24 protein-coding genes are annotated in these 25,316 nt (G+C 57.4%); 13 read left to right on the top strand and 11 right to left on the bottom strand.

What is annotated here, in order from left to right:
- Positions 1-13 precede the first annotated feature (13 nt).
- Complete coding sequence (locus tag GA0061103_RS16930; RefSeq protein WP_092713078.1) at positions 14-1,597, top strand: carboxylesterase/lipase family protein; 1,584 nt, start codon at positions 14-16, stop codon at positions 1,595-1,597.
- 67 nt (positions 1,598-1,664) lie between these two features.
- Here the strand turns inward: GA0061103_RS16930 and GA0061103_RS16925 are convergent, their stop codons facing one another.
- Both GA0061103_RS16925 and GA0061103_RS16920 read right to left on the bottom strand, forming a co-directional pair.
- Positions 1,665-2,795 carry a mandelate racemase/muconate lactonizing enzyme family protein gene (locus GA0061103_RS16925; RefSeq protein WP_092713076.1) on the bottom strand — a complete coding sequence of 377 codons (1,131 nt, stop codon included), beginning with the start codon at positions 2,793-2,795 and terminating at the stop codon, positions 1,665-1,667.
- Positions 2,796-2,797: 2 nt separating this feature from the next.
- Positions 2,798-4,108, bottom strand: coding sequence for an MFS transporter (locus tag GA0061103_RS16920; protein WP_092713074.1), 1,311 nt, complete (start codon positions 4,106-4,108; stop codon positions 2,798-2,800).
- Positions 4,109-4,221: 113 nt separating this feature from the next.
- On the opposite strand from GA0061103_RS16920, the gene GA0061103_RS16915 reads away from it, so the two are divergent.
- Positions 4,222-5,118, top strand: a complete 897-nt coding sequence (locus GA0061103_RS16915; protein WP_092713072.1) for a LysR family transcriptional regulator — start codon at positions 4,222-4,224, stop codon at positions 5,116-5,118.
- 70 nt (positions 5,119-5,188) lie between these two features.
- Here GA0061103_RS16915 and GA0061103_RS16910 read toward each other — a convergent pair whose 3' ends face one another.
- Positions 5,189-5,416, bottom strand: coding sequence for a hypothetical protein (locus tag GA0061103_RS16910; RefSeq protein WP_092713070.1), 228 nt, complete (start codon positions 5,414-5,416; stop codon positions 5,189-5,191).
- Positions 5,417-5,706: 290 nt separating this feature from the next.
- Between GA0061103_RS16910 and GA0061103_RS16905 the strand changes: the two genes are divergently transcribed.
- From GA0061103_RS16905 to GA0061103_RS34770, 5 genes are all read left to right on the top strand, one after another.
- The gene (locus tag GA0061103_RS16905) at positions 5,707-6,387 is read left to right on the top strand and encodes an HAD family hydrolase (protein WP_092713068.1); all 681 of its coding nucleotides are present in this window, start codon (positions 5,707-5,709) and stop codon (positions 6,385-6,387) included.
- 28 nt (positions 6,388-6,415) lie between these two features.
- Positions 6,416-7,228 carry an arginase family protein gene (locus GA0061103_RS16900; RefSeq protein WP_092713066.1) on the top strand — a complete coding sequence of 271 codons (813 nt, stop codon included), beginning with the start codon at positions 6,416-6,418 and terminating at the stop codon, positions 7,226-7,228.
- Between the two features lie 447 nt (positions 7,229-7,675).
- Positions 7,676-8,356 (top strand): GntR family transcriptional regulator, encoded by a 681-nt coding sequence (locus GA0061103_RS16895; protein ID WP_092713064.1) that lies wholly within the window; start codon positions 7,676-7,678, stop codon positions 8,354-8,356.
- A 649-nt stretch (positions 8,357-9,005) separates the two neighbouring features.
- A complete protein-coding gene (locus GA0061103_RS16890) occupies positions 9,006-9,650 on the top strand; it encodes a GntR family transcriptional regulator (protein ID WP_092713062.1) in 645 nt (214 codons plus the stop codon).
- Positions 9,651-9,724: 74 nt separating this feature from the next.
- Complete coding sequence (locus GA0061103_RS34770) at positions 9,725-9,922, top strand: hypothetical protein (RefSeq protein ID WP_141694438.1); 198 nt, start codon at positions 9,725-9,727, stop codon at positions 9,920-9,922.
- 39 nt (positions 9,923-9,961) lie between these two features.
- Here the strand turns inward: GA0061103_RS34770 and GA0061103_RS16885 are convergent, their stop codons facing one another.
- Positions 9,962-10,840: a transporter substrate-binding domain-containing protein gene (locus tag GA0061103_RS16885; RefSeq protein ID WP_092713060.1), complete on the bottom strand. Its 879-nt coding sequence runs from the start codon at positions 10,838-10,840 to the stop codon at positions 9,962-9,964.
- A 202-nt stretch (positions 10,841-11,042) separates the two neighbouring features.
- Here GA0061103_RS16885 and GA0061103_RS16880 point away from each other — a divergent pair, with 202 nt between their 5' ends.
- A complete protein-coding gene (locus tag GA0061103_RS16880) occupies positions 11,043-12,470 on the top strand; it encodes a flavin monoamine oxidase family protein (RefSeq protein ID WP_092713058.1) in 1,428 nt (475 codons plus the stop codon).
- A gap of 3 nt (positions 12,471-12,473) precedes the next feature.
- Entirely contained in the window at positions 12,474-13,502 is a 1,029-nt protein-coding gene (locus GA0061103_RS16875) for a Gfo/Idh/MocA family protein (protein WP_092713056.1), read from the top strand.
- 87 nt (positions 13,503-13,589) lie between these two features.
- Here the strand turns inward: GA0061103_RS16875 and GA0061103_RS16870 are convergent, their stop codons facing one another.
- From GA0061103_RS16870 to GA0061103_RS16850, 5 genes are all read right to left on the bottom strand, one after another.
- The gene (locus tag GA0061103_RS16870) at positions 13,590-14,552 is read right to left on the bottom strand and encodes a dihydrodipicolinate synthase family protein (protein WP_092713054.1); all 963 of its coding nucleotides are present in this window, start codon (positions 14,550-14,552) and stop codon (positions 13,590-13,592) included.
- A gap of 67 nt (positions 14,553-14,619) precedes the next feature.
- Positions 14,620-15,525: a dihydrodipicolinate synthase family protein gene (locus tag GA0061103_RS16865; RefSeq protein WP_092713052.1), complete on the bottom strand. Its 906-nt coding sequence runs from the start codon at positions 15,523-15,525 to the stop codon at positions 14,620-14,622.
- 26 nt (positions 15,526-15,551) lie between these two features.
- Positions 15,552-16,613: a proline racemase family protein gene (locus GA0061103_RS16860; protein ID WP_092713051.1), complete on the bottom strand. Its 1,062-nt coding sequence runs from the start codon at positions 16,611-16,613 to the stop codon at positions 15,552-15,554.
- Positions 16,613-17,719 (bottom strand): mandelate racemase/muconate lactonizing enzyme family protein, encoded by a 1,107-nt coding sequence (locus GA0061103_RS16855; RefSeq protein WP_092713050.1) that lies wholly within the window; start codon positions 17,717-17,719, stop codon positions 16,613-16,615. Before GA0061103_RS16855 ends, GA0061103_RS16860 begins: the two co-directional genes overlap by 1 nt.
- Before the next feature lie 109 nt (positions 17,720-17,828).
- Positions 17,829-19,049: a D-arabinono-1,4-lactone oxidase gene (locus tag GA0061103_RS16850; RefSeq protein ID WP_092713049.1), complete on the bottom strand. Its 1,221-nt coding sequence runs from the start codon at positions 19,047-19,049 to the stop codon at positions 17,829-17,831.
- Positions 19,050-19,196: 147 nt separating this feature from the next.
- On the opposite strand from GA0061103_RS16850, the gene GA0061103_RS16845 reads away from it, so the two are divergent.
- From GA0061103_RS16845 to GA0061103_RS16830, 4 genes are all read left to right on the top strand, one after another.
- Positions 19,197-20,117 (top strand): amino acid ABC transporter permease, encoded by a 921-nt coding sequence (locus GA0061103_RS16845; protein WP_245304777.1) that lies wholly within the window; start codon positions 19,197-19,199, stop codon positions 20,115-20,117.
- Between the two features lies 1 nt (position 20,118).
- Positions 20,119-20,910: an amino acid ABC transporter ATP-binding protein gene (locus GA0061103_RS16840; RefSeq protein ID WP_092713048.1), complete on the top strand. Its 792-nt coding sequence runs from the start codon at positions 20,119-20,121 to the stop codon at positions 20,908-20,910.
- Between the two features lie 19 nt (positions 20,911-20,929).
- Positions 20,930-22,402, top strand: coding sequence for an aldehyde dehydrogenase (locus tag GA0061103_RS16835; protein WP_092713046.1), 1,473 nt, complete (start codon positions 20,930-20,932; stop codon positions 22,400-22,402).
- A gap of 102 nt (positions 22,403-22,504) precedes the next feature.
- The gene (locus GA0061103_RS16830; RefSeq protein WP_092714316.1) at positions 22,505-23,560 is read left to right on the top strand and encodes an Ldh family oxidoreductase; all 1,056 of its coding nucleotides are present in this window, start codon (positions 22,505-22,507) and stop codon (positions 23,558-23,560) included.
- A 477-nt stretch (positions 23,561-24,037) separates the two neighbouring features.
- Here the strand turns inward: GA0061103_RS16830 and GA0061103_RS16825 are convergent, their stop codons facing one another.
- Together GA0061103_RS16825 and GA0061103_RS16820 are read right to left on the bottom strand one after the other, a co-directional pair.
- Positions 24,038-24,757: a GntR family transcriptional regulator gene (locus GA0061103_RS16825; protein WP_245304776.1), complete on the bottom strand. Its 720-nt coding sequence runs from the start codon at positions 24,755-24,757 to the stop codon at positions 24,038-24,040.
- Positions 24,758-24,881: 124 nt separating this feature from the next.
- The gene (locus tag GA0061103_RS16820; protein ID WP_092713044.1) at positions 24,882-25,304 is read right to left on the bottom strand and encodes a RidA family protein; all 423 of its coding nucleotides are present in this window, start codon (positions 25,302-25,304) and stop codon (positions 24,882-24,884) included.
- Between the last annotated feature and the right edge of the window lie 12 nt (positions 25,305-25,316).

Below are 25,316 nucleotides of genomic sequence, written 5' to 3'. Positions count from 1 at the left end.
TGAGGAGTGAAACATGATCAACGGAAAGCCCTGCGGCCGCCGTCATCTGAGCGTTGTCGCCTGCGTGAGCGCCGCCAGGCTGATTTTTCTGTCGAGCTCAGCGATGGCACAGACAGTCTATGCTCCGGTCGGGCAGATCATCGGCACGCAATCCGATGGCCTCGCCCTCTTCCAAGGCATACCCTATGCTGCGCCGCCTGTTGGCGATCTGCGCTGGGCTGCACCTCGGCCCGCCGAACCATTCAAACAGCCCTTCACTGCAGACCGGCCCGGCAATGAGTGCATGCAGAAGGCCATTTACTGGAGACCGGGCAAGGCTGCGAGCTGGAACGAGGATTGTCTCAGCCTCAATATCTACGTGCCGTCATCAGACAGGAAGAGCCTGCCGGTCATGGTCGGCTTTCACGGCGGCGGATCGGTGAATGGTGCCAAGACGGACTGGGACCCCAAAGAACTTGCCAAAGAGGGCAATATCGTCGTCACGATCAACTATCGCCTGGGCGCGGCAGGCTTCCTCGCACTGCCGGAACTCAACAAGGAATCGAAGGACGGCAAGAGCAGCGGAAACTACGGCGATCTCGACAAGATCCAGGCTCTACGCTGGGTGCATGAAAATATCGCCGCCTTCGGCGGAGATCCGGGGCGCGTGACGATCGCCGGACAATCCGCCGGCGCCAGAGGTGTCTGCTTCGCTGTCGCCTCTCCGGAAGCCAAAGGGCTGTTTCAGGGCGCCATCATCGAAAGCGGGCGGGACTGCCCAAGCATTTCCAACGAGGAGGCCGTCAAATCGGGCGAGAAATTCGTCGAAGCTATCGGTTGCTCCGCTTCCACAGACCGGTTGACTTGCCTGCGCGCCAAATCCCCTGCCGAGATTCTGGATGCTCAGACGAAGTCCAAAATGACCATCAGCACGGTTTATGGCGGCTACGCACAACCGCTGGAAACGCTGAAGGCATTTGAAACAGGCGAATTCAATCATGTGCCGATGATCGTCGGCAATACGCGCGACGAGACTCGCGTGTTCGTCTACGAGGCGAACGATTTGCTCGATCAGCCCGTAGACAAGGCCCAATATGAAACCGAAGTGCGATCGCGAATGGGCAACAAGGCCGACGCCGCGTTCAAGATCTATGGCGATGGCGCCGATACCAATCCGGGACTGGCACTGGGACAACTGGATGCAGAACAGAAATATATCTGCCCGACGGGCATCGCCGTCGCCGCTCTGGCGAAATGGACACCCCTGCATGTTTATGAATTTGCCGATGTGAGCGCACCGATCAGACCCTATGCAAACGTTCCCTCTTCCTTCGATCTAGGCGTGCCGCATAGCGCAGAGCTGCCCTATGCCTGGGGCGAAGATACCGTCGCGGGCGGACTGACTGCGTCACAGGAGAAACTCGCTTCGCTGATGCGGGGCTATTGGAGCAGCTTGACCGCACCAACCGGTTTCGCCAATGCCGGTGATTGGCCAGCCTTTGAGGGACAGGAACCCAGACGGATCATCTTCAAGGCTGGCGGAGTTACCGAAGTCGTTGCCGAGCGCGACTATAGAGCATCGCGACATTGCGATCTATTCGGCGGCAAAACGAACTAGATGGAAGAAGTTTGGTCAGGCCGTCCAAGTGCCAGGCGCAAGAGCAAACCGGACATGCAGTGTCCGATCAGGCGATCCTCCTGAATTCGGCGGTATAGGGTTGCAAGTCTTCAGCCTTCAGGTTCACGCCGAGGCCTGGCAGGTCCGGCACGCTGATCGTTCCATCGGCATTCAGGACAGGTCTTTGCACCAGCTCGAGTAAGGGATTGGGACCGACATCGAATTCCAGATAGGGAAAATGCGCTTGCCCACCGCCTCTATGTTCCGGCAATGTCGAGGCGAAGTGCAGGGCGGCATGAAAATTGACGATGCTTCCCCAGACATGCGGTATGAGCGGTCGATCGTAAAGGTCGGCGAGTACGCCTACCTGTGAGACCCCGGTCAGCCCACCGCAGATCGCGATATCGGGTTGCAGGATATCCAGGCATCCGCCCGTCAGGAACGGGAGGAATGCCGACGCATTGGTGAATGTCTCTCCGCCGGCAAGTGCGGTTGCGGCATGAGCAGCGAAAGCGCGATAACCGGCGGCATCCGTCGGCTTAGTCGGCTCTTCGATCCACAGCAGATCGGCATCTTTCATGAGATCGGCGGTTCGCATGGCGCGCCGGGCCGAGCAGGATTGATTGAAGTCGACCATCAGATCGCGATCAGCGCCGATTTGCCGTCGAACGGCAAGGACCGTCTTGGCATCGTCTTCAACCCTGTATCCGCTTCTCAGCTTGACGGCCCGAAAGCCCGCCTCCAGATATCCATCGATCTCCCGCTCAAAGTCGCGGTAAGGATGTCCGCCAGGCTTGAAAAAAGGCCCGCTTGCATAGGCTGTCACCTGTTGACGCCTGGCACCGCCGATAAGCGTGGACACCGGTATCTTGTAGGCGCGTGCGGTCAAATCGTGCAACGCCATATCCAGAGCGGCGATGGCAGGTGCGGCGGTTTCTCCTTCGACAGCCTGGCGTAAATTCCGCCACACGGACAATATGTGGGAGGGATCCTGCCCGAGTATCCGTGCCGCCAGCTGGAATTCGATGGCGGCAGCCGCGGTTCTGGGTGAGAGCCACGCCTCCCCCCAGCCCGCCAGGTCACCGGCCACGATCTCCACCAGCAAGGTTTCCCGCTTCGGAAAGGAGACCAGCGCGTTGCCGATTGGCTCCGGCAACATGGCAGCCAAATGATAAAGGCGTATTTCGTCGATCTTCATGATTATGCCTTTGTCGGAGCCTCGTCCCGACCGAGCGGGGAAAGGAGCTCTCGCATGCTTCTACCGAGAATGAGGATGAGACTGGCGGTCACTGCCATGACGATTGCCAGAAATATGAGCGCTCCCTGGAAGCCACCCGTCGCGTCGCGAACCCAGCCGATAATCGAGGGCCCAAAGAAACCGCCGGTACTGCCGACCGAATTGATGAGGGCGATCCCGGCGGCGGCGGCCGTGCCCGTCAGCAGCGTCGACGGGAATGTCCAGATGGTCGGCGACGCGCCGCCAATTCCGGCCGCCCCTAAGGTCAGGCCTGCCATCGAAACAATCGGATTGCTCGAGAAGGCAGCGATCAGAAATCCGAGAGCGCTCACGATAAATGGCCCGGCAGTATGCCAGACGCGCTCGCGCCTGCGATCCGAACTCCGGCCCACCACGATCATTGCAACTGCCATGAAGGCAGATGGAATAGCAGCAACAAAGCTGGTCTGCAGATTGGAGAGGCCGAATTGCTTGATGAACTGCGGCATCCAGATGGCAATGCCGGTTGTGCCCATGACCAGCCCGACGGCAATCAGACACATCAACAATACCTTGGGATCGACGAGCGCCTGCACGGCGGAAAAACGTCCGGACGCTTCCTGCATGTGCCGATCGCTTCGCAGGCTGTCGACAAGCCAGCCCCGTTCATCATGGGTGAGGAACTGCGCCGTTTCAGGTGATTCCGGCAAGGTAAAGAGGACCACGAAGCCCATGATGAATGCGGGCAATCCCTCGATTAGGAACATCCACTGCCAGCCATGCAGGCCTGCCACGCCGTCGAACCCCTGCAAAATCAATCCGGATAGCGGCGCACCGATCACCGAGGCCAAGGGAACGGCGACATTGAAGAGGGCGAAGGTCGAGCCGCGATATGCTCTTGGAAACCAAAGCGTAATGTAGAAGATGATGCCCGGAAAGAAGCCGGCTTCCGCGGCACCGAGAAGCACCCGGACCACATAGAAGCTGGCGGGCGACCAGACGAATGCGGTGAGCGCCGAAAGAACGCCCCATGTGATCAATATGCGCGCAATCCAAAGCCGCGCCCCGACCTTTGCAAGCATGAGGTTGCTCGGCAGCTCGCACAGAACATAACCGAGGAAGAATATTCCCGCGCCAAAGCCGAAAGCGGATGCGCTGAAGCCAAGATCAGCGTTCATGGTCAGCGCCGCAAAGCCGATATTCACGCGGTCCAGAAAGGCCGCAAAATAGCACAGCAGCAGGATCGGAATGATCCTCTTCCTTACTTTGAGTATGATGTCCGAACGCTCAGTCATGATCTTGTTCCTCCCCATCGGCCATTCACATACCGTTGAGATATTTCTATAGGATTATTGATTTTACTGAGCAAATTTGTTCTTCTGAGCTTCCGATATAGGTTTTTTAAATAATGCGGATCACCTTTGCCCAGATTGAGGCCTTCTATTGGACAGCCCAGCTGGGTTCAGTCCAGAAGGCGGCGGACCAGCTTCACGTTGCCCAACCGACGGTTTCCCTGAGACTCAAGGAGTTGAGCACGACGCTCGCGAGCGACTTGTTTCACAGGGGAAGCCGGGGGCTGGAAATCACGGCGCAGGGGCGCGATCTGTTGCCACGCGCGGCAACCATCATGGCCGAGATGCGCGGCATCAAGGAGCGGGAGTTCGATCCGAAGGTCGTCGGTCAGCTGCGGGTGGGGCTTGCAGAAGGTTTCGCCGTCACTTGCCTTGCGCCGCTGCTTGCCGGATTGTCCGACGATCACCCTGCATTGGAGCCGGAGTGGACGGTCACGACCAGCACCCTCCTGGAGGGGATGCTGATCGACAACCGGCTGGATGTGGCGGTGCTGTTGAATCCGCTGGGTGATGAGAAGCTCGATCTGCGGCCGCTCGGCCCCCAGCCGACGCAATGGGTCGCTCCAAGGGCATGGCACCTGCCGGGCGAGATCACACCAAAAGTGCTGGCCGACAGACCGATCATTTCGAATCCACCTCCATCCGCGATGTACCGGCAGGTAATGCATTGGTTTGCACTCGAAGGCTTGAAACCGGAGCGCATCATCATTTGCAATAGTGTCGCGGTCATTGGCGAGCTTGTTGCGGCAGCCCTCGGTGCCGGCATTCTGCCTGCATCCATGGCCAGGCGCTATGTGGCGGCAGGGACGGTCCAATCCCTCTCCTGCACGCCTGATATCGAGAACGGAAGGCTCTTCATCGGGTTTCGAGCGGACATAGCCGATGCCAAGATATTCGCTTTCGAAAGGACGACAGAGCGCGTCCTGCGAGAGATAGGATATCTTTCTGCCTAGAGCCGGTACGGCTGGTCTTGGCTCACGCGCCATTCGTTGGATGCGTCGCACGCGCTGCCGGCCCCAACGGTTAAATGCCCTCTGTATTGATCGGCGCACTGGTGGTCTCGCTTCGATCAAGTTGCGAAGGGCCTATTATTCGATCGCTTCTTCTCTGCCAGGGCGATAGAAAGTTACCGGCAATTATCTGAAATACCGTGCCCGAGATCGGGGCTGCAAGATCGGAAGACGGCACGACGATCGGATGAAATTTCTCACCGCTCCTGGCGATCACATTGGGATCGGTGACCTCGACCATTTCTTTCTTACATCAGAGTATGGGATCAGGGCGCCTGGCCAGCAGCCGGCCGAACGACGCCTTCTGGATATTTTCCTGTTGCAGCGTGCCATAGGAGAAAAGATGGATGTTGCTTTGAGACATGCGTCACCTTCCGATCCAACGAGATAGCAACTTCGAAATTGCCATGGTCATATAGTATCGATATATCCATGAAAACATATCGTCGTTGAGCGCCGCTCCGTAATATCCGGTATCACACTCGCGGCGGCATTCGATCCCTTCCAAACACCAGCCCCCGAACAGAGTCCATGTCCACAAACAGCATCGTCGTCTTCGATATCGACGGCACGCTCACCGATAGCGTCGCACAGCACCAGAAAGCCTTTGAAAAGGCGCTTCGCAGCTTCGCATTTCCGGCACTCCGGACGGATTGGGCCGTCTATCGGCATCATTCAGACAGCGGAACTTTCGAGGGAGCCTGGGAAGAGGCTGGTTGGTCCCAACAACCGGACCATGCCGCGCTTGAGGAACGTTTCAGATTAGAGTTCGATGCTGTTCTAGAAACCGATCCCGTTGCTCCAATATCGGGCGCGGCCGAGTTTTTGGTTGCGCTCAGACAAACCGACTGGATTCCGGTCTTCGCTACCGGCAGCCTCCGCCACGGAGCGCTCCGGAAGCTGACATCCCTCAATGTTGCTTTCGACGAAGAACTGCTCGTCACGGCGTCTGAGTATCCGACGAGAGAAGAAATCGTCTCCCATGCGATCCTGCGGGCGAAGGAAAAATACAGCATCGCCTGCACCGAGAGGGTCGTCTCCATCGGCGATGGAATCTGGGATCTGAAAACGGCGCAAAATCTGGGCCTGGAATTCCTCGGAATCGGCTTTGCCGACAAGGCGGAACGATTCCGTGCCTTGGGCGCTCGCGTTTATCCCGGCTTCGGCGACGGGCTGGCGATACTTGCCGACGCAAATCCCTTTCGGCACTGAAACCGCTCCAACACAACGGATCAAGCCTTTGACCTTCGAATTCATCGTATCCCAGGGCCGCATTGCCGACAGGACGCCCGGCGCCATACCGGGCGCAGCACTGACAGCGAAAGCGCTCCAGGAACTCACCGGACTGGTGCCGACCTTTATCGGAACACCCGCATTTGCGAAAGAAGACGATTGGTCAAGGAGCCTGCCCGAGGCAAGGGAAACGCTGGCTGCTCTACAGAACGCCGCGGCCGGAACTCTAGGGCGCGGCAACAGGCTACTCATGGTCGCCAATACCTGTTCTGCGAGCCTGGCAACTCTGCCCGTCGTCGCGCATGTGCATCCCAATGCCGTCGTTCTCTGGATCGATGCGCATGGCGACTTCAACACACCGCAGACCACGCAGAGCGGATATCTCGGCGGCATGGTTCTGGCGGCCGCATGTGGGCTTTGGGACAGTGGTCATGGCGGTGGCCTTGACCCCGCGCAAATTGTGATCGTCGGCGCAAGAGACATCGATCCTGCTGAGGGAGAGCAGCTGCAACGATCGGGTCTGCGCATCCTTTCACCGGCGGAAACGAAGCCCGAAACGATCTTGTCGCTGATCGGGGATGCCCCGGTGTGGATACACGTCGACTGGGATGTGCTTGAACCGGGCCACGTGCCGGCGGCCTACGCGATCGCCGACGGCCTGCTGCCGGAAACGCTGCGCGCTATTTTTGAAGCCATCCCGAAGGGGAGAATTTTGGGAATAGAGCTCGCCGAGTTCGAAGCCTCGGCCGACGACCTGGAAAATGCATCGTCGCTGAGCTTTCTGAGCGATACAGTATCGCCATTATTCGCGTCGGGATAGGCTGGTGTACAGTTTGATTCAGCCAACGGCGAATCCCATTGACGATGTTGATAGTCGATGCCTTCCTGAAGCCAATCTGCCGCGCCATAAGCCCGCGCTATCCATATCGGATAAGGGCGCCTCAAGATGAACCGGTTACTAAGAATAGGCGATGCGACGATCGCGATGGTGCCTGCAGTCAGAACCACGATCGGGTCGACGGCACCTCTGGCATGTAATGCGCTGCCGCCGGATCGTATAGCAGTGCTCGTGCCCGTAGTTGACGCACACGGGCCAACCACCAGTCTCCGGCGCTAGGCTTGCTGCCGAGAGAATTCATCGGTGCGGAGCCTTAATTCTTTCTACACTTTGCTTAAGCTGAGATCAGCTAGCTCTTCAAATTTTGGCACGAGCAGTTTGCCCTCGGCACTGGGTGAGTGTTATGTTATATGCAATCGATCAGTATCCATGGGACTCACTTTGAAACCTCAAATCCAGCAGCATAATCTCCGGCAGCAGGTATTGGAGATTCTTAAGACGCGACTGATTTCAGGAAAGCTTGCATCGGGTGAAATTTATTCGGCCGCAGCCCTGGCCGCCGAACTCGGCGTTTCGAATAGCCCGGTACGAGAGGCGATGCTAACGCTGGTAAATCAGGGTCTGATGGAAACCGTCAGAAATCGTGGGTTTCGTGTTATCCCAATTCGGCGCAAACAGTTGGAGGATATCTATAGCGTCCGGCTCCTGCTAGAAATACCGAGTATCCGGAAGCTGGCTACTATTCCAGATGAGGTGCGCAAAGTGGAACCTGAATTGCGCGCCAAGCTTGCTGATCTTCGTCGGCATGCCGATCAGGATGACATAGTAGCGTATTTGACGGTCGATAAGGGATTCCACCTTCAGCTTCTAGGGATACTCAACAATCCATGTTTGGTTTCGACGGTAGAAACCCTTCGCGACCAGGTCCGGCAATATGGTGTTGGTGGCGTCTCCGCTCAAACGATCCTTTCGCGCTCCGCAACTGAGCATGAAGACATACTCGAAGCCATTCTTGCGGGCGATGCTCCAAAAGCGGCAGAGCTGATGACGAGTCATATATATCAGCTTATCGAAGATTGGAGTGGGACAATATCAAAGCAGGCAAGCTAGGAATTAGCCAGCGTTTGCGCATATCATATTTGTATAATTGGCATGCAATACTAATCCCTCGGATACTTTGGGAGTTTCTCTAACTCCCCTCCGGAACTATGTTCCTCACTTCTCCATAGAAATTCTTCCTGCAAATTCGCTGGGCGTGGGGTTATCCAGCGATTAATGCTCATCGTTGCACGCACTGAGCTTAGTACTACATTGTTCAGCCTGGTTTGTTATTGGTCGCAATCGATCTCTAGTGGCTTCCGAACAGCCGGCAACAAGCATTGATCGTTGGACGCAAGGTTGATTAGCTCGATCGATGTCATCGGCATGCCTCAGACCTAAACACCCGAAGCGATCTTCCGTGAGAAAGCCATCTCAAATAATAAGTTCGCTCATGCTTTAGCCCGTGTCGCAATTTGGGTGCAGGCTTCCACTGTATTATTATTTACCGTCTTTGCGTGCCGAAACGTCGCTCTACAGTCGGCAGGCAGCGCGTGTGGGTGTTTCGACACCAATCCGCAGACCTGAACTTCGAAAGATCCAGCATCCCCGTGCCGCGAATACCAGTCAGATGGCTGGGAAACGGGCAATTCTGCTCAACTTGCAACAAAAGCTCGAATGACATATATAAAATATAACCGATAACCGATTGTGACATTTCGTGGAAAATATTCTTCAGCAGACAAATCTGCGGGACCAGGCGCTTCAGGTCCTCAAACTAAGACTGATATCCGGGGACCTTGTGCCAGGTCAAATTTATTCAGCCGCGGCTTTGGCTGCAGAGCTGGGCGTGTCCAATAGTCCTGTTCGTGAGGCGATGCTCACCCTTGTGAACCAAGGTCTAATGGAGACCGTGAAGAACCGCGGCTTTCGAGTCGTTCCGCTCAGTGAGAAGGAACGCCGCAATATTTACGAGCTCCGGATGCTTCTGGAAATACCGTCCATGGTCAAGCTCAGTGCCATGAAGGATATTGTCACAGTCCGCAGCGCTGAGCTTTCGGAATTCGCGACCAGAATGGTTGCATACGCTAAAGACGGCGATATCGTCGGCTACCTCGATATGGATCGCCAGTTTCATCTGCGCCTGCTGGAATTGCTTGAGAATGAGCAACTGCTGTCAATCGTCGAAAATCTGCGCGACCAGTCGCGACAATACGGTTTGAAGGCCCTTTCGGAGCGCGGTGGATTGGTGAGATCGGCAGAAGAACATCAACCTATTTTGGACGCGATAGTGTCAGGAAACGGGCCGCTCACCGCAGAGCTCATGACCCGCCATCTTGGCCACTTGGTCGGAGACTGGGCCTGAACACAATAAAGGCGAGGCCTTGGCCATTTGTTTGGAGCAATTACTGCTCCGAATAAAGTTAGAGAATAGCATCCTTGAGCACTGCGGTCGATGCTGCAGATGTGCTTTTGCAAATTCGCCATGCCGCCCGCATCACCACCTCTTTCGCTGCAATCGAGATTTGTCGAATATGCGCTGAGGCCTGGGATATCGCGGCTCGGAAAAACCTGATGCTCGGCAGCACGGCGGATTGTCCGCTGTACATGCCAGTTTGCAACATCGTCAGATATTGAATAGTGGACGGCCCTGCCGAAACAGGGCCGGCCTATGGATTAGAAGCCGTATTTGGGCGGCGTCGAACCTGCCTTATATATCTCGGCTGTCTTGGCTGCCCCGTAAGCCGTGTCGTTCTTGTCGAGGATCTTGCCGTAGGCGCCAGTCTGCATCAGATGTTCGTACGCTGCCTTCAGGGCTGCAAGTAGCTGCTCGGAGTTGTCGTTGCGGGCAACAGCCGTAGCACAGGGTCCGCCGCCAATTTCACCGGAGGCGTCGAGCCCCGGATTCATGCGGATTGATTCCTGTGCGCCACCACGATTAATGAGAACGCCGTCAACACGGCCACTGTTGAGAGCAAGGATCGCATTGCTGATCGACGGGAATGCACTGACCGTCGGGGCCTTGTCGCATTTTCCCGCGCCGGTCTTCAAGGTCTCGAGTTCGGCCGAACCGGCCATTGCTCCAACCGTATGGCCGCAGATGTCGGTCAGCTTCGTCGGCTTGTACCCTTTGGCCGTGGTGACCAGGAAAGAGCTGTAATCCTGCCAGTCCGTCACGAAGTCAGCGACCTTCAGGCGCTCGGCCGTGACATAGAATTCGCCGAAAGAGATGTCGTATTTGTTTGCCTGCAGGCCCGTGAGCGCCGCTGAGAACGGAATCAGGCTGATTTCCGCCTTGAGACCAAGTGTCGCCGCTACAGCGTTTGCGAGGTCTACATCCATGCCTTTGAGATCATTCCCATCCTTATAAGCGAGAGGCTTGCCGATATCCGGAACAGCAATCCGTAGGATTCCAGCATCTTTGATTGCCTTCGGAAGCAGGGCCGCGACGGTATCCGCCTTCGCAATTTCCTGTGCCTGCGCCGGCACCATCGACAAGGCTCCCAAGATTGTCGCGGTCATCACCGACAGAATGTTGCGCTTGGTAAACATCATTCATTCCCCTTGTTTTGTGGAGGTGGCTACCGATCCAATAGCAACGGCCTCGTTGACAATAATACCTTACGGGTGATATATTACCGCTTATCGACAGCAGTGCAAGGGCCTTTTTCAAGAACGAACCCTTGGGCAAGAAATTGCAAGAAACGGCTGGGGATCACGACTGTACAAATCAAAATATCGAGGTGAGAGCTGTCAAATGGATAAGCCGAATTACGACGTCATTATTGTCGGTGGGGGACCGTCGGGACTTTCTGCTGCGTGGGAACTACGCGAACGCAACCTACTTGTTCTGGAAAAGACGCATCGTTGCGGCGGCCGCCTTTACTCCATGTCACGCGGCGACTACTGGCTAAACCTCGGAGGTCATCTCTTCCCGCCGCCGGGCTCGCATATGCGCAACATTCTCCACTCGATCGGCCTCGACATCATCACCATCCCCGGCAACAAGTTCGCGATCTGGTGGGGGGGCAAGGTCTATAAACCTAAAGCTGTTTCCATGCTGCCCTTCACCATGAGGATGAGCCTTCGCGAGCGCATCGCGCTGGCCTTCCTCGGCCTTCGCATCATGAAAGCCGTGAAGGGTTGGCAGAAGGAAATGGTGCCGGTCTACGGCGAGACCAATCAGCGTCGCCGCGCTCGCGTCGCCGGCTTCATGGCAAATCAGACCTTCCGCGATTTTATCGGTCGCATACCAAAGCGCCTCGAAGATCTCTTCCAATCGGCGTCCCGCCGCGCTGCCGCGGAGGCCGAGGATCAACATGCCGGCGTCGGCGTCTCGTTGTTCGGGGCGGTCTGGGCTGGCAAGGGCGATTCCATGGCACTTAACCTGAACGGCGGCTCGGGCCGCTTCGGCGAACGGATGATGGAATTGCTTGGCGACCGGATTCGCTACCATACGACTGTAAAATCGGTAAAGAAGACGGGCGACCTACTCACGGTCGCGTATGAGACGGACGGCATCGAACATACGGCCACGGCATCGCAAGTCATTATTGCGGTCCCGGCCTATCAGGCCGCTGAGATCGTTCAGGACATTCCCGAAGAGGTCCGCACCGTCCTCAGGAAGGTCCAGTACGGCCCCTTCCCCACGATGGGCATCATAACCGACGAAACCGGCCCGATGCCATATGACGACATTTATGCCATCACCACGCCAGATGCCTCGTTCGACATGTTCTTCAACCATGCAAATCCCCTGCGCACCGGACCGAGAAAGCCGGGTGGAAGCCTGATGGTCTATTCTGGTGGTGCGCCCGCACGCGAAATGCTGAAGCTCACCGACGAGCAGATCCGGGACAAGTACCTGACCGACGTCTACAAAATGTTCCCCGAGCTGAGGGGGCATGTGAAAGAAACGATCGTTCAGCGGTGGGTGCCGGGCAACACTTATCGCCCGGCCGGCTTCAACTTCGACCCGATGCTTGCATACTGCGAACGGGACGACGTCGACATCCACTTCGCGGGTGACTATTTCGCCGAGATTGGCAACATGGAGATCGCGACCGGCACCGGGCATGAGGCGGCCAAACGTGCCCGCGCTCGCCTGATGGACAGGCAGGATCGCTCTTCCTCGCTCCATGTGGTCAGCTCTACTGGCTCGGCCAATGTTGCATCCCGGAGCTGAGGTGTGACAACTCTTCGCTTCGGCATCATCGGCGCGGGCGTCGCGGCGGAGACCCATGCCCGCGAACTTCGCAATATATCCGGTGCAGTGCTCGTGTCGGTTTTTGCGCGAAACCAGGAGAAGGCTGCGGCATTCGCCGCAGCCTTCTCGGTCCCAGCAAGCTTTTCAGACATCGAAGATTTCCTAGCGGACGCATGCCTCGACGTGGTCATCGTGACAACGCCGAATGGACTTCACTTGGACTATGCGATCGCAGCCGCACGAGCGGGCAAACATGTAGTCGTAGAGAAACCGCTGGAAATCAGTTGCGAAAGGGCAGACCGGATCATCGATGCATGCACGACATCACGCGTCGGGCTATCGGTCATCTATCATCGAGCTCACTCGCGTGCCGCCCGCCGGGCAATGGCAGACATCGTAAGCGGGGCTCTGGGACAGATATTCCTCGTCAATATTATCGATAACGAGTTCCGCCGCCCATCCTACTATGAAGGCGACGCCTGGCGGGGCACGCGTGCGATCGAGGGCGGCGGCTGTGTCATTACGCAATCGACGCATCTAATTGACCTTGCCCAACTCTTGCTTGGACCGATCGTGTCCGTCTATGCCGAAACAACGACCGCATTGCACGATATCGAAACGGAGGATGCAGCGGTCGCGGTTCTCAAATTCCAATCCGGCATCCTCGGTTCATTTTCATCGTCAACTGCAGCCTTTCCCGGCCAACGACATCTGCTGACGATAAGTGGCACCAAGGGAACGCTCATCATCAACGGTGAACATGACGAGATTCTGTTCCGTCAGACCGTCGATGAAGGAGAGACACACCCGACACCGGGGAACTTCTCCTTCGGTGACGTCCAGAATCCCCGGGAGTTCCCGACACTCGGCCAACGCGCTCAACTCCAGGCAATCGTAAATGAGCTTCAAAGCGATAGATTGCCAGCCGACGGACCGAGGGCAATGCTGTCGGTGAAAGTCGTCGAGGCAATCTATCGTTCGGCAGCAGAAGGCAGGCGGGTTGCTGTCTGAAGACGCTCTTCTGCACGCTTTACAGAACTACGAGAAAGGGGCCGATTAGGCCCCTTTTCATTTCAGCAGTGATCTTTGTCGGCCGCCTCAGGCCTTGTAGTTTTCCACCGCGCCGGGAAGCTTGCTCCACCCGGCATACCAGCTGTTGAACAGCTTGAACTGCGCCTCGACATAGCCGCGCTGGCTGTCGTTCAGGACGTCGCTTTCGTTGAAGTGCAGCTCATATTCCTTGTCTCCCTTCAGCACCATCATGTGCTTGAAGAAGAGAACCAGATCCGGACCTTCGTCGAAGGACGACAGGACGGCGAGCGCCTGCTCGAGTTCAAGCGCGCGCTGGCGTGCATCGACATCGCCCTTGGCCGCAGCCTGCGCGAGGTTGCAGAGATGGATGACTTCCTTGGGCAGGACGTTGCCGATGCCGGTGATGGCGCCCGTCGCGCCGCAATTGACGAAGCCGTGGAACACGGCCGTATCGACACCGATCATCAGCGTGACGTCATCGTCGCGGCTGGTGATGTTTTCGGCGGCATAGCGCATGTCGGCCGGACCGCCGAACTCCTTGAAGCCGACAAGGTTGGAATGTTCGGCGCGCAGTGCGAAGAACAGGTCGGCGCGGGTGGCAAAGCCATAATAGGGGCTGTTGTAGATGACGGCCGGCAGATCGGGTGCCGCCGACAGGATCGCCTTGAAATGCGCCTTCTGGGCCGCGATCACCGAGCCGCGCGACAGCACGCGCGGGATGACCATCAGACCCTTCGCACCGACCTTCTGCGCGTGTGCCGCATGGGCTACGGCCGATGCTGTATTGACGGCGCCGGTGCCGACGATGACGGGCACGCCGGCCTTGGCCAGCCGCTCGACGCCCTCCATGCGCTGCGCATCGGTCAGCAGCGGCCAATCGCCCATCGAGCCGCAATAGACGACGGCCGACATGCCCTCGGCGATCAGCTGCTTGCCCTTGCGCACCAGCGCATCGAAGTCAGGACTGCGATCCGGTTTGCACGGGGTCATGAGCGCCGGGATCACCCCGGAGAAAATGCTGGACTTCACGTCAGTCTCCTTTCGGCCTAGTCAAAATGTCTGAGAGACGGCCTTCGAGTAGGATTGTTTCTGATGACTACCGGGATGCTCCCGTCAGATAGGCGGGATTGACCGACGACAGCACGACCTTCAGCGCTTCCTTCTGGGCAGTAGTATATTGCGGAATGGGCGCGCGGACGGGACCAACTTTAAGACCGAGTATTTCACAGGCTGCCTTGACGCCGCTGTTGTAGCGGCCGTCGCCGAGCAGACGGATAATCGGATTGATCTCACGCCAGATCGAAACGAGCGTCTGATCGTCGCCGCTTTCGCTCGCCTTCTGCAGCTTTGCCAACACCGGAGCCATGAAGTTCGCGATCCCCATCACCATGCCAGGCGCCTTCAGAGCGAGCGCCGGAAGCATCAGAACATCTTCTCCGTTGAAGAAAGTGATCTCGTGCGAATGCTCGGAAATGAGAGTGTTCATCTGCGAGATGTTCGCTGAAGAATCCTTGACGAACTTGACCGAGGGAATTTCACGGGCAAGCTTCAGGAGGAAGTCGACGTCAAGATGCAACCCCGTCGCGGGCGGAAAGTTATAGGCGCAGATCGGCAGGCTGGTGGCGTCCGCCACGGCAGCATAGTAGGCAAAAGCCTCGTCGAAGCCGATCGGTTCGTAATAGGGCGTTGCCAGCATGATGGCGGTCGCGCCGACGCGTTCGGCATGCTTGGAGAACTCGATTGCTTCGCGAGATGAAGTCGCGCCGGTATGGGCAAGAACGGTAGCACGGCCAGCCGTCTGCTCGACAACGATTTCTATCAGACGCAACCGTTCCTGGTGCGAAAGGACCGAGAATTCGCCAGTGCCGCCGGCGGGGACAAAGCCGTCTACGCCATCGGCAATGTTCTGATCAACCAACTTGCGAAGCGCCGCTTCGTCGATCTTCTCACCGTCGGCAGTAAACGGGGTGACGATAGCTGAAAGTACTCCCTTGAGGGTCATCTGATATCTCCGGATAAGAGGAATTGTTAGAGCGGGGCGAAGCCGTCGGCGAGGACGTCGTCCTCATCCGCGGCGATGATCAGAAAGCCATTGATGTAGGCCCGGCCGGTCAGGGCCGGCGTCACGAACGTGCGATCCGACGTCGTTCGGACGCGCTTGGCTGTGACGGTAAAGGTCGAGCCGATAATGCTTTGGGTCGTCAACATATCGTCTGGCTCGATGCTGCCCTCGGTCACCAGCTTGGCGAACAGCGCGCTCGTCCCGGTGCCGCAGGGCGAGCGATCGATCACGCCGGGAGGCGCGACGACGACGATCTTGGCATGGTGAGGTGCTGCAGGATCGTATTCGTAGAAGAGCACTTGGTAGACGTCGAGAAGATCACCGGAGACCGGATCGTAGACACCATTGGCTGTGTAGGTATCCCTTAGACGGCGCGCAAGACGAACGACCTCGGTCGCGTTGCCACGGTCCAAAGACAACCCAATCCTTCTGGCATCTACCGAAATGTAGTAGTCGCCGCCATAGAGCAGTTCGACAGGCATCCGTTGACCGTCGACATCGCAATCTCCTCGCGAGACGACAAAGGATTCGACGTTCGTCAGCGTGATCGTGGTGAATTTTCCTCCGTCGCGGCGCGCTGTCACACCAACCGGACCGGCAGGCGTGCGAATGCTGAACTCGGTCTGGTTTGGATCATCGCGCCAAAGGTTCGGGAGCATGTCCAGCTCCACGATCACCGATGCGAAGCCGATCATGCAATGCCCGCACATGGGCGGATAGGAGCCGGGTTCGAGGATGACCGCGCCGATATCGCATCCATCCTCCTTCGATGGGATTGGCAATACTGCGCAGGTCAGGCCCCCGCCGCGCGGCTCGTGCACCAAGCGTCGACGCCAATGATCGGCATTATCACGTAGCCAGGCGCGCACGGCGTCAACCGTCGCGACCTCTGCTGGCAAGTCGATCCCCGACAATACGATGCGGGTCGGGTTTCCGCCTGTGTGCGAATCGACGGCCAGGAATTCCTGTCGGTTTGAACGATTGAGCCAATTGATTGCTGCCTGCGGAAGGATACGGCTGCCAGACATTATCTCGCTACCTCGAAAAGAGCACGGCCCAGGGCCTTGTGGTCGATGGTGATGCCGAGGCCCGGTGCTTCCGGTGCCTTGCCGCGCCCCTGTTCGGAGCGTGGCGCATATCCGGCGACATGTTCCTTGGTCCAGTCATTGAAGAAGGATGCGTGGAGAAGCGCATCGGCGCGTGTGCTCGCTGCAACGTGAGAAACCGCAGCTGTCGTGACGTCGCCGCCCCAGACGTCCTCAATACACATCGTCATGCCGAGATCCTGGGCTTGGCTGCGCATGCGCACAGCACCCGTGATGCCGCCAACACGGGCGAGCTTGATATTCACCGATCCGGCCCCGGCCTCGTATTTCGCGCGATACAGTTCTGCCGAGTTGACGACCGACTCGTCCATCACGAGGGGAAGCGAACTCATCTTCTGAACGATGGCGCAATCCATCGTGTCCCGGCAGGGCTGTTCGACATAGATGTTCAGCCCGGCGAGCTCGCGGACGGCGATGATTGCCGCCTGAAGATTCCAGCCGCCATTGGAATCGGCGACGATGACCGCGTCAGCGGGGCAAGCCTTGACGACGCTGCGCGTGCGCTCGGCATCCTCGTATGGGTCGTTGCCGACCTTGACCTGGAAGCGATTGATACCGGCTTTGCCGCGAACGCGGACAAATTCAGCCATCTCCTCGGGCGATGCCAGCGGGACCGCTTCATAAAGTGGGAAGCTCGCCTGGGCAATACCGCCGATGAGCCGGGAGATCGGCAAGTTTGCGACCTTGCCCAGAATATCCCAGCAGGCGATGTCGATCGCGCTCTTGGAGCTATTCTGACCAAGCAGGACAGCGTCCATTGCTTCGTGGACGATCGTGAGATTCGTTGGGTCCAGCCCGATCAGCGAGGGAGCCATGACGCGAATTCCTTCGCGTGTGCCTTCGGCAAAGGCCGGCAGATACGTGCCGCCGAGCGTGCTGCTTTCGCCCCATCCCTCGATACCATCATCCGTCAAAATGCGGACGAGTGTGGATGCCTGGCTCTGCGCCGCCCTCCCCTTCGACATGACGTACTCGCCATGAGCGTAGGTCAGCTCATAGCCGTAAACTTCTATGGAGGCGATTTTCATCGACTTTCCTGCCTCAGTGATTGGTAACGTGTAATATATTACATGCGACCAGATATGTGTCAACACGAGGAGCTCGCTGTTTTGAAGACCGCCTCTCGTCATCATTGGATTAGGCGAAGAGCTCCGCAAGATGCCGGTTCAGGAAGAGGTTCTGTGGGTCCATCTCATGGCGGACGCTCTGGAAGCGGTCATAGTTCGGATAGAGGGCCCTGATCCGCTCCCGATCCAGGAAATGGAGCTTGCCCCAATGCGGCCGCGCAGCAAGCGGCCTCAGAGCCTCGTCGACGGCACGCAGAAACGGATCGTAGTTGCGCCCAATCTCGCCGGATACCGATATCGACGTGCTGTCCCGCCCGCTCTGCGGCGAGATAAAGCCCCGATCGGCCTTCTGCCAGCGGACCTGCAGCGGCGAAATCTCGTACGGAAATCGCTTGAGCATGAGGCCGCGCATGATATCGACGGCTTCTCGCGCCCGATCGGCGCCGACCATATATTCGAGCTCGTGGAATTCGGCGACCGTCGTTCCGTCGGGATAGATGCGATAGGCACGGTCGGTCCTACGGTTGATCTCGCCCTCCGGAACATCCGGCAGATCGGTGGAGACCTCTCGCAACAACTTTACAAAGCAATGGTCGGCAGGAACCTCGCCTAGCTTGTACATCTGCGCCGATCGATCCGTCGGCATCCACCAGAAGGAAAAATGCCGGTACTCGGCGAGCAGATGATCCCATTGCCGAAGAACCTCGGCCATCGGCAGAATGACATTCTCTTCCTTCAACCGATATTTGGGAACGAGATCCAGGCCAATCCGCAGCACGGGTCCGAGCATTCCGACAGCAACCTGGGCCGCAAGCAGATGCTCAGGCATCGTAGCATCGATATCTACAACCTCTCCCCTGCCGCTGACGATCCGCATGCCGTTCACACGCGACGACATCGAGCCAAAACCAAGGCCGGAGCCTTTGGTACCGGTCGCGACAGCACCTGCGACGGACTGGACGTCGATGTCGCCCTGATTTGCGATCGAAAGCCCCGAATTCCACAAGGGCTCACCAAGATCGGCAATTCTCGATCCGGCCCAGACCTGGGCCGTCTTCGCCGCCGCATCGACCGAAATAACCCCGGTCAGCTTCGCCAGGTCGAGCAAGATACCCCTGGTCTCGACGATCGGCGTGAAGGAATGGCCTCCAGCTGCGACCCGGACAGGCTTGCCATCTTTCACCGCGGCCTGAATAGCGGAAATCGCTTCATCCTCGGTTTCCGGCCTGACGATTGCCTCTGCTTCGAACAGCTGATTGCCACCCCAATTGGTCCAGGAATTCTGCTTCATTTTTTGGTTCCTCGAATTTTAGCCCGCAACTGAACTTGACTCGATGACATTCAGTTGCCACTATGTAAACGGCTATCGGTTATCGATTACCAGAAAGCCTTTGAGGCATCCATAGCTAAATTTCAAGACGTTCAGGGGAACGCGAAATTGACACAGCTTATCGACCGGCAGACAAGCCGAGACTATGAACAGATGCCAGTCGTCCCGCTCAAACATCACGGACGCTGGGTCTCCGCCATGCTTCTGATCGTGATCCTGGGCGGGTTCGTGGTCTCGATGGTGACCAATTCACGGTTTCAATGGGACGTCGTTTCGCAATATCTGTTCAACAGCGCGATTTTGTCTGGGCTTCTCGCCACGATCTGGCTGACCATCGCAGCAATGGCGATCGGCATGGTGCTCGGTACCATCATCGCCTTGATGCGCATTTCTCAGAACCCGGTTCTTGGCAGCATCGCCTCCGGCTACCTCTGGATTTTCCGTGGAACACCGCTGCTGGTGCAACTGATCTTCTGGTTCAATCTTTCGGCGCTCTATCCGCGGATCACGATCGGCTTTCCGTTCGGACCAAGCCTCGGCTCCTTCGACGCCAATACATATATCACGGTTTACGTCGCAGCCCTGCTTGGCCTTGGCCTGAACGAGGGCGCCTACATGTCCGAAATCGTCCGCTCCGGCCTGAACTCGGTGCCCGTCGGACAGCGCGAAGCGGGCGAAGCACTCGGCATGTCAAGCTTCCGCGTGATGAGCCGGATCATTCTCCCCCAGGCCATGCGGGTGATCATCCCGCCGACAGGCAACCAGCTGATCGGGATGTTGAAGACAACCTCGCTGGTCAGCGTCATCGCCCTACAGGAACTGCTTTATTCCGCACAACTCATCTACACGGCCAACTTCCAGACCATTCCGCTGCTGATCGTCGCGTCCCTCTGGTATCTCGCCCTGACGACGGTGCTATCGATCGGCCAGCACTTCCTCGAGCGTCATTTCGGAAAAAGCGACCGCCGGTCGCACACGGCTGACCCCGCCTCGCGGGACAATGAAGAACAGAATACGGGGGCCGTTTGAGATGCTCGCAACACCGTTCTCCTCCTCTCCCAAACAATTCGCTGTCGACGCCCGTGGCGTTCAGAAATTCTTCGGTCCCCTACATGTTCTGCAAGGCGTCAACCTGACCGTCGAATACGGAAAAGTCTGCAGCATTCTGGGACCATCCGGCTCGGGCAAGAGTACCTTCCTGCGGTGCATGAACCATCTGGAGCGCATCAATGGCGGTTTCCTTCAGGTCGGCGGCGAACTGGTCGGCTATCGCGAGCATAATGGCAAGCTCTATGAGATGAAAAAATCGGAGGTCGCCCGCCAGCGTGCCGACATTGGAATGGTCTTCCAGAATTTCAATCTCTTCCCGCACATGACGGTACTTCAAAACATCATCGAAGCACCAACCAAGGTGAAAAAGGTCGCAAAGGCCCAGGCTATCGATGAAGCGATGATCCTTCTGTCGAAGGTCGGACTGACGGCCAAGGCCAATGCCTATCCAAGGACGCTGTCCGGCGGCCAACAGCAGCGTGTGGCAATCGCACGGGCGCTTGCGATGAAGCCGAAGCTCATGCTGTTCGACGAACCGACGAGCGCACTCGACCCTGAATTGGTCGGCGAGGTGCTCAACGTCATGCGCGAACTGGCGGCGGAGGGCATGACGATGGTCGTGGTCACCCACGAACTCGGCTTTGCTCGCGAGGTTTGCGACAAGGTGGTCTTCATGGACGGCGGTATCGTCGTCGAGGAAGGCACCCCGACCGAGCTCTTCAGCAACACCCAAACCGATCGCGCCAAGGCCTTCCTGAGCAAGGTGCTCTAGTTCATTAAATGGAGAATTTATGACATCCCTTCCCGCCACCGTTCGCACCCAAGCTCTGATCGACGGCGCGCTTATCGATGCCGAAGGCACGGCAAAGTTCGACAACCTCAATCCCGCGACCGGCAAGTTGCTGAACCAAGTTGCGGCCTGTTCGGAAGCCGACGTCGACAAGGCGGTGAAGGCAGCCCGCAGGGCTTTCGACGATGGCGCCTGGAGCCGTCTGGAGCCGCGGGAACGCAAGCGCATCCTGCTCGATTTCGCCAATATCATCGAAGCCAACGCCTCCGAACTTGCATTGCTGGATTCGATCGATGCCGGCAAGCCGCTGACCGATTGCGAAACACTCGACCTCCCCGATGTCGTCAACAACATCCGCTGGTATGCTGAAGCCATCGACAAGGTTTTCGGCAAGATTTCGCCGACCGGCGAAGGCAATCTTGGCCTGATCGTCCGCGAACCGGTCGGCGTCGTCGGCATGGTGCTTCCCTGGAATTTTCCGGCAGGCACGCTTTCCTGGAAGATTTCTCCAGCACTCGCAGCCGGCAACTCCATCGTTGTGAAACCGGCCGAACTGGCATCCCTGTCGACCATTCGCATCGCTGAACTTGCTCTTGAAGCAGGCATTCCCGCAGGCGTATTCAACGTCGTCCCCGGTCTCGGTCACGTGGCGGGGAAGGCGCTGGGTCTTCACCCCGATGTAGACGTCCTGACGTTCACGGGCTCGACGGAAATCGGTCGCCAGTTTCTACGTTATTCCGCGGACAGCAATCTCAAGAAGGTCGTGCTGGAATGCGGCGGCAAGAGCCCGCAAATCGTCATGGCGGATACAGCCGATCAACTTGAGAGAATCGCCGAGAACCTTGCAGGGGCAGCATTCTGGAACATGGGCGAAAACTGCACCTGCGGCTCGCGGATTCTGGTCCAGTCTTCGATCAAGGATGAATTCCTCGACGCCATGGTGAAGGCGACCAAGAGCTGGACGGTCGGCCAACCGACCGATCGCTCGACAAAGCTTGGTCCGCTGATAGAAGCGTCCGCTTTGAAACGCGTCGTCGGCGCCATCGAGCAAGCGAAAGCCGATGGAGCACGGATCGTAACGGGTGGCCATCGGGTTCTCGAGGAAACCGGCGGATGGTTTGTCGAGCCGACGATCGTCAGCGACGTTGCGTCTGACATGGCAATCGCGCGCAATGAAATTTTCGGACCTGTCGCTGCCGTCATGACCTTTGATACGGAGGAGGAGGCTGTACGGCTTGCAAATGACACCAACTACGGGCTTGCCGCGACGTTGTTCTCCAACGACATCAACGTGGCTGTTCGAATGGCTCGCAAAGTTCAAGCAGGGACCGTTGCAGTCAACGGTTACGGCGAAGGTGATATCACGACCCCATTTGGCGGATACAAGACCTCTGGCTTCGGCGGCTACGACAAAGGCATCGAGGCATTCGATCAATACACGCAGCTGAAGACAATCTGGGTCACCCTCGCCTGACAACTCCATGGAACGGTCCGGACTTTACTCATCCATTGAAAGACTTCGGGCCGCTCCAACCAATGCATTCGGCCTGAAGAGCCACCCTATTCCGGGATGACGATGACTGATACGGTGAACCTCTCGCTCGCGGAAGCGACGTCCCTCAGCCTTGATATTCTCGCCAATACGGGACTCAGCAAGAGCCAATGCGATGCCGTGACTGACGTCATCATCCGCGCACAAAGGGACGAATGTCATTCGCATGGGCTCTATCGGCTGCTGGGCTGTGCCCATTCGATCAACATCGGACGCGTTAACAAAAACGCCGAGCCGGTAGTTACAGACGTTGCTCCGTCGATCGTAAAGGTCAATGCCGACCATGGCTTCTCATCATTAGCCTATAGCCGCGGTATCGAGCTTGCGCTCGACAAAGCAACCGTTCAGGGGCTGTCGGCCATGGCCATCAACGACTGCTATCATTTCTCAGCCCTTTGGCCGGAAGTCGAGCCGCTGGCGGAACGAGGCTTCGCTGCGATTGCCTTGACCCCCAGCCACAACTGGGTCGCGCCAGCTGGTGGAATTCGTCCGGTATTCGGAACGAATCCGTTTGCCTTCGCATGGCCACGCCCCAAAAGGCAACCTTTTGTCTTCGACTTCGCGACAAGTGCCACGGCACGCGGCGAGATAGAACTGCATAGGCGCCACGGAAAACCAATCGCTCCCGGTCTCGCGATCGACCTGGACGGCGAACCGACGACGGATCCTTCCGAAGCGCTAAAGGGGGCGATGCTCACCTTCGGCGGCCACAAGGGCTCGGCGTTATCTGCCATGATAGAACTCCTCGCCGGTCCATTGATCGGCGACATGTTGAGCATTGAATCCAAGGCTCATGACAATGAGGCAGGAGCGGCACCCTTGCACGGCGAACTGATCATCATTTTCGATCCGGCTTCATTCCTCGGGAAGGCACTCGAGCAGAACATGAATCGAGCCGAGCTTCTATTCGAGGCGATCACCGGCCAGAACGCTAGGCTCCCCTCGCAGCGCCGCTACGAAGCTCGGCAGAAGACTGAGGCCGAAGGACTGGACATACCTCGTGCGCTCTACGACGATCTAATTAAATTTCTGCCGCCCCCTCAATACGAGCAGCGTACCGAGAAACTGTCACAGAGGTAGGAGCCCACCAATCGGTTAAACTTAAAGCTCCGGAACGCATCCCTCAATCCAGTCTTATCGCGACCTCCGCAAAAATGATCAAAGTGCTGTTCGGCACTGCAGCCACGTCCGGAGCAAATATTGGTCTATAACTCAGGCAAAGGAGTGTACCATGCCTCATATATCTGACGACAATAGATTCGATAGCGTAACCATGAGCGGTGCGTGCAGCTGGATCATGCCGGGTCTTAGTTCAGCAGAACGAGAGAACGGCCAGCATGACTGGCCATCAAGACTGCGATTTCCCTGGACAAAGGCATGTCGAAGTCTTGTCATCGGTCGAGAACTCTTGGCTTTGTCAAAGAGCTTTGCCCACTCCGTACTTTCAAAGCATTTTCAGCGGATTGAAGTGCTCCTGCCAGACGTTAATGTCAGCATCACACTTCAACCGCGTCGGCTGCTCCTGAAGTGCCAAGCGACATCATCTAAACAGCGGCCTTATATGGCTCTGCTCGCTCCATCCGATTTCCCACGCTCAATGATTGAGAGATAGCGTTCTGCCGCCTTCGTAAATTTAGCCTGCCAAATCGAGTGCGCCTCATGAAGATTTCGATCACGTATGGCTTCGAAAAGCTTCACAACATAGTTCTCCGCATCGCCCTTCCGATCCGTGTAAACGACGCCCAACAAGTTGTTGAAGCGTCGAACGTCACCTGTGAGTTCAGAAAAATAGCGTATCGTTCGCTGAAGGCCGGTAGCGTCGATGATGGCCTGCTGAAATTCAAGATCGTTCTGGACCGTTTCCGCCTGGCTCTCCAGTTCTGCGCATCGCAACGCATTGTTTGCCAATTTTTCCAGGCGCCTGAGATCGCTATCGGACAACCGATCCTCGTCCGCCATGAGATAGTCGAGCGCCAGCATCCCAAGAGCTACGCGGATATTGTAGACCTCAGTAACGCTTGCAGCTTCCACCGCGCTAACGGTGGCACCCTTGTTGCGCTTGAGCTCGACAAAGCCCTCACGCGCAAGCAATCTCAACGCCTCTCGGACGGGATGCCTGGAAACATCAAGCATTTCCGTTAGCTGCTGTTCGATCAGGCGATCTCCCGGCCTGAAATGACCGGCAATGATGGCCTTTCGGATCTGTTCGGCGGCGAACTGCGTCGCCTCCATGTTGTTCATGGGAGTGATGATCGAATCTGAACCGGTGTTAGCCATGATGCCCTCGTAATGATTGCAGAGCGTCGTACTTTACCTGTTTGCTTTTGTCGATCATATACAAAGAAGCGGTAGATCATTGGGCTGGCGCGATCCGCAGCACAGATGGCGCCAGCCCGCAAGATCATAGCGAGATCGAAATTTGCTTTGCGGGCTTGGCGCCAGCGCCCCGATAGGCGGTGATCTCGATTTCGAACAGATATTCCGGGCCACCAAGCGGCCCGCAGCTTACGCAGCTGGCCGGATCGATACCGCGAAACTTTTCGCCCATATATGCCATGACATCCGGGACATCTTCCTGCCTCGGGATGAATATCCGCCGACGGACGATGTCGGCGAGCGAGGCGCCGACAGCATCAAGAGCGCCCTCGACGTTTTTCATCGCCTGTCTGGCCTGTTCGACTGCGGTGTCTGGCATTGCCCGGGTCTTATAGTCGCGTCCGGCGGTCAACGACATGAAGATCCAGTCCCCGACCGCCACGATACGGGAATAGCCCTCCTTGTCCTCCAGGATGCTGCCCGACTTGACCTTTACGATTTCCGTCACTGAAGATTTCCT

Origin of the sequence: Martinezella multihospitum (genome assembly GCF_900094585.1) — a bacterium.
In the GTDB taxonomy this organism is placed as follows: Bacteria; Pseudomonadota; Alphaproteobacteria; order Rhizobiales; family Rhizobiaceae; genus Rhizobium; species Rhizobium multihospitium.
The sequence above is the reverse complement of the archived record's forward strand: the minus strand, read 5'-3'. Positions and strand labels throughout refer to the sequence as shown.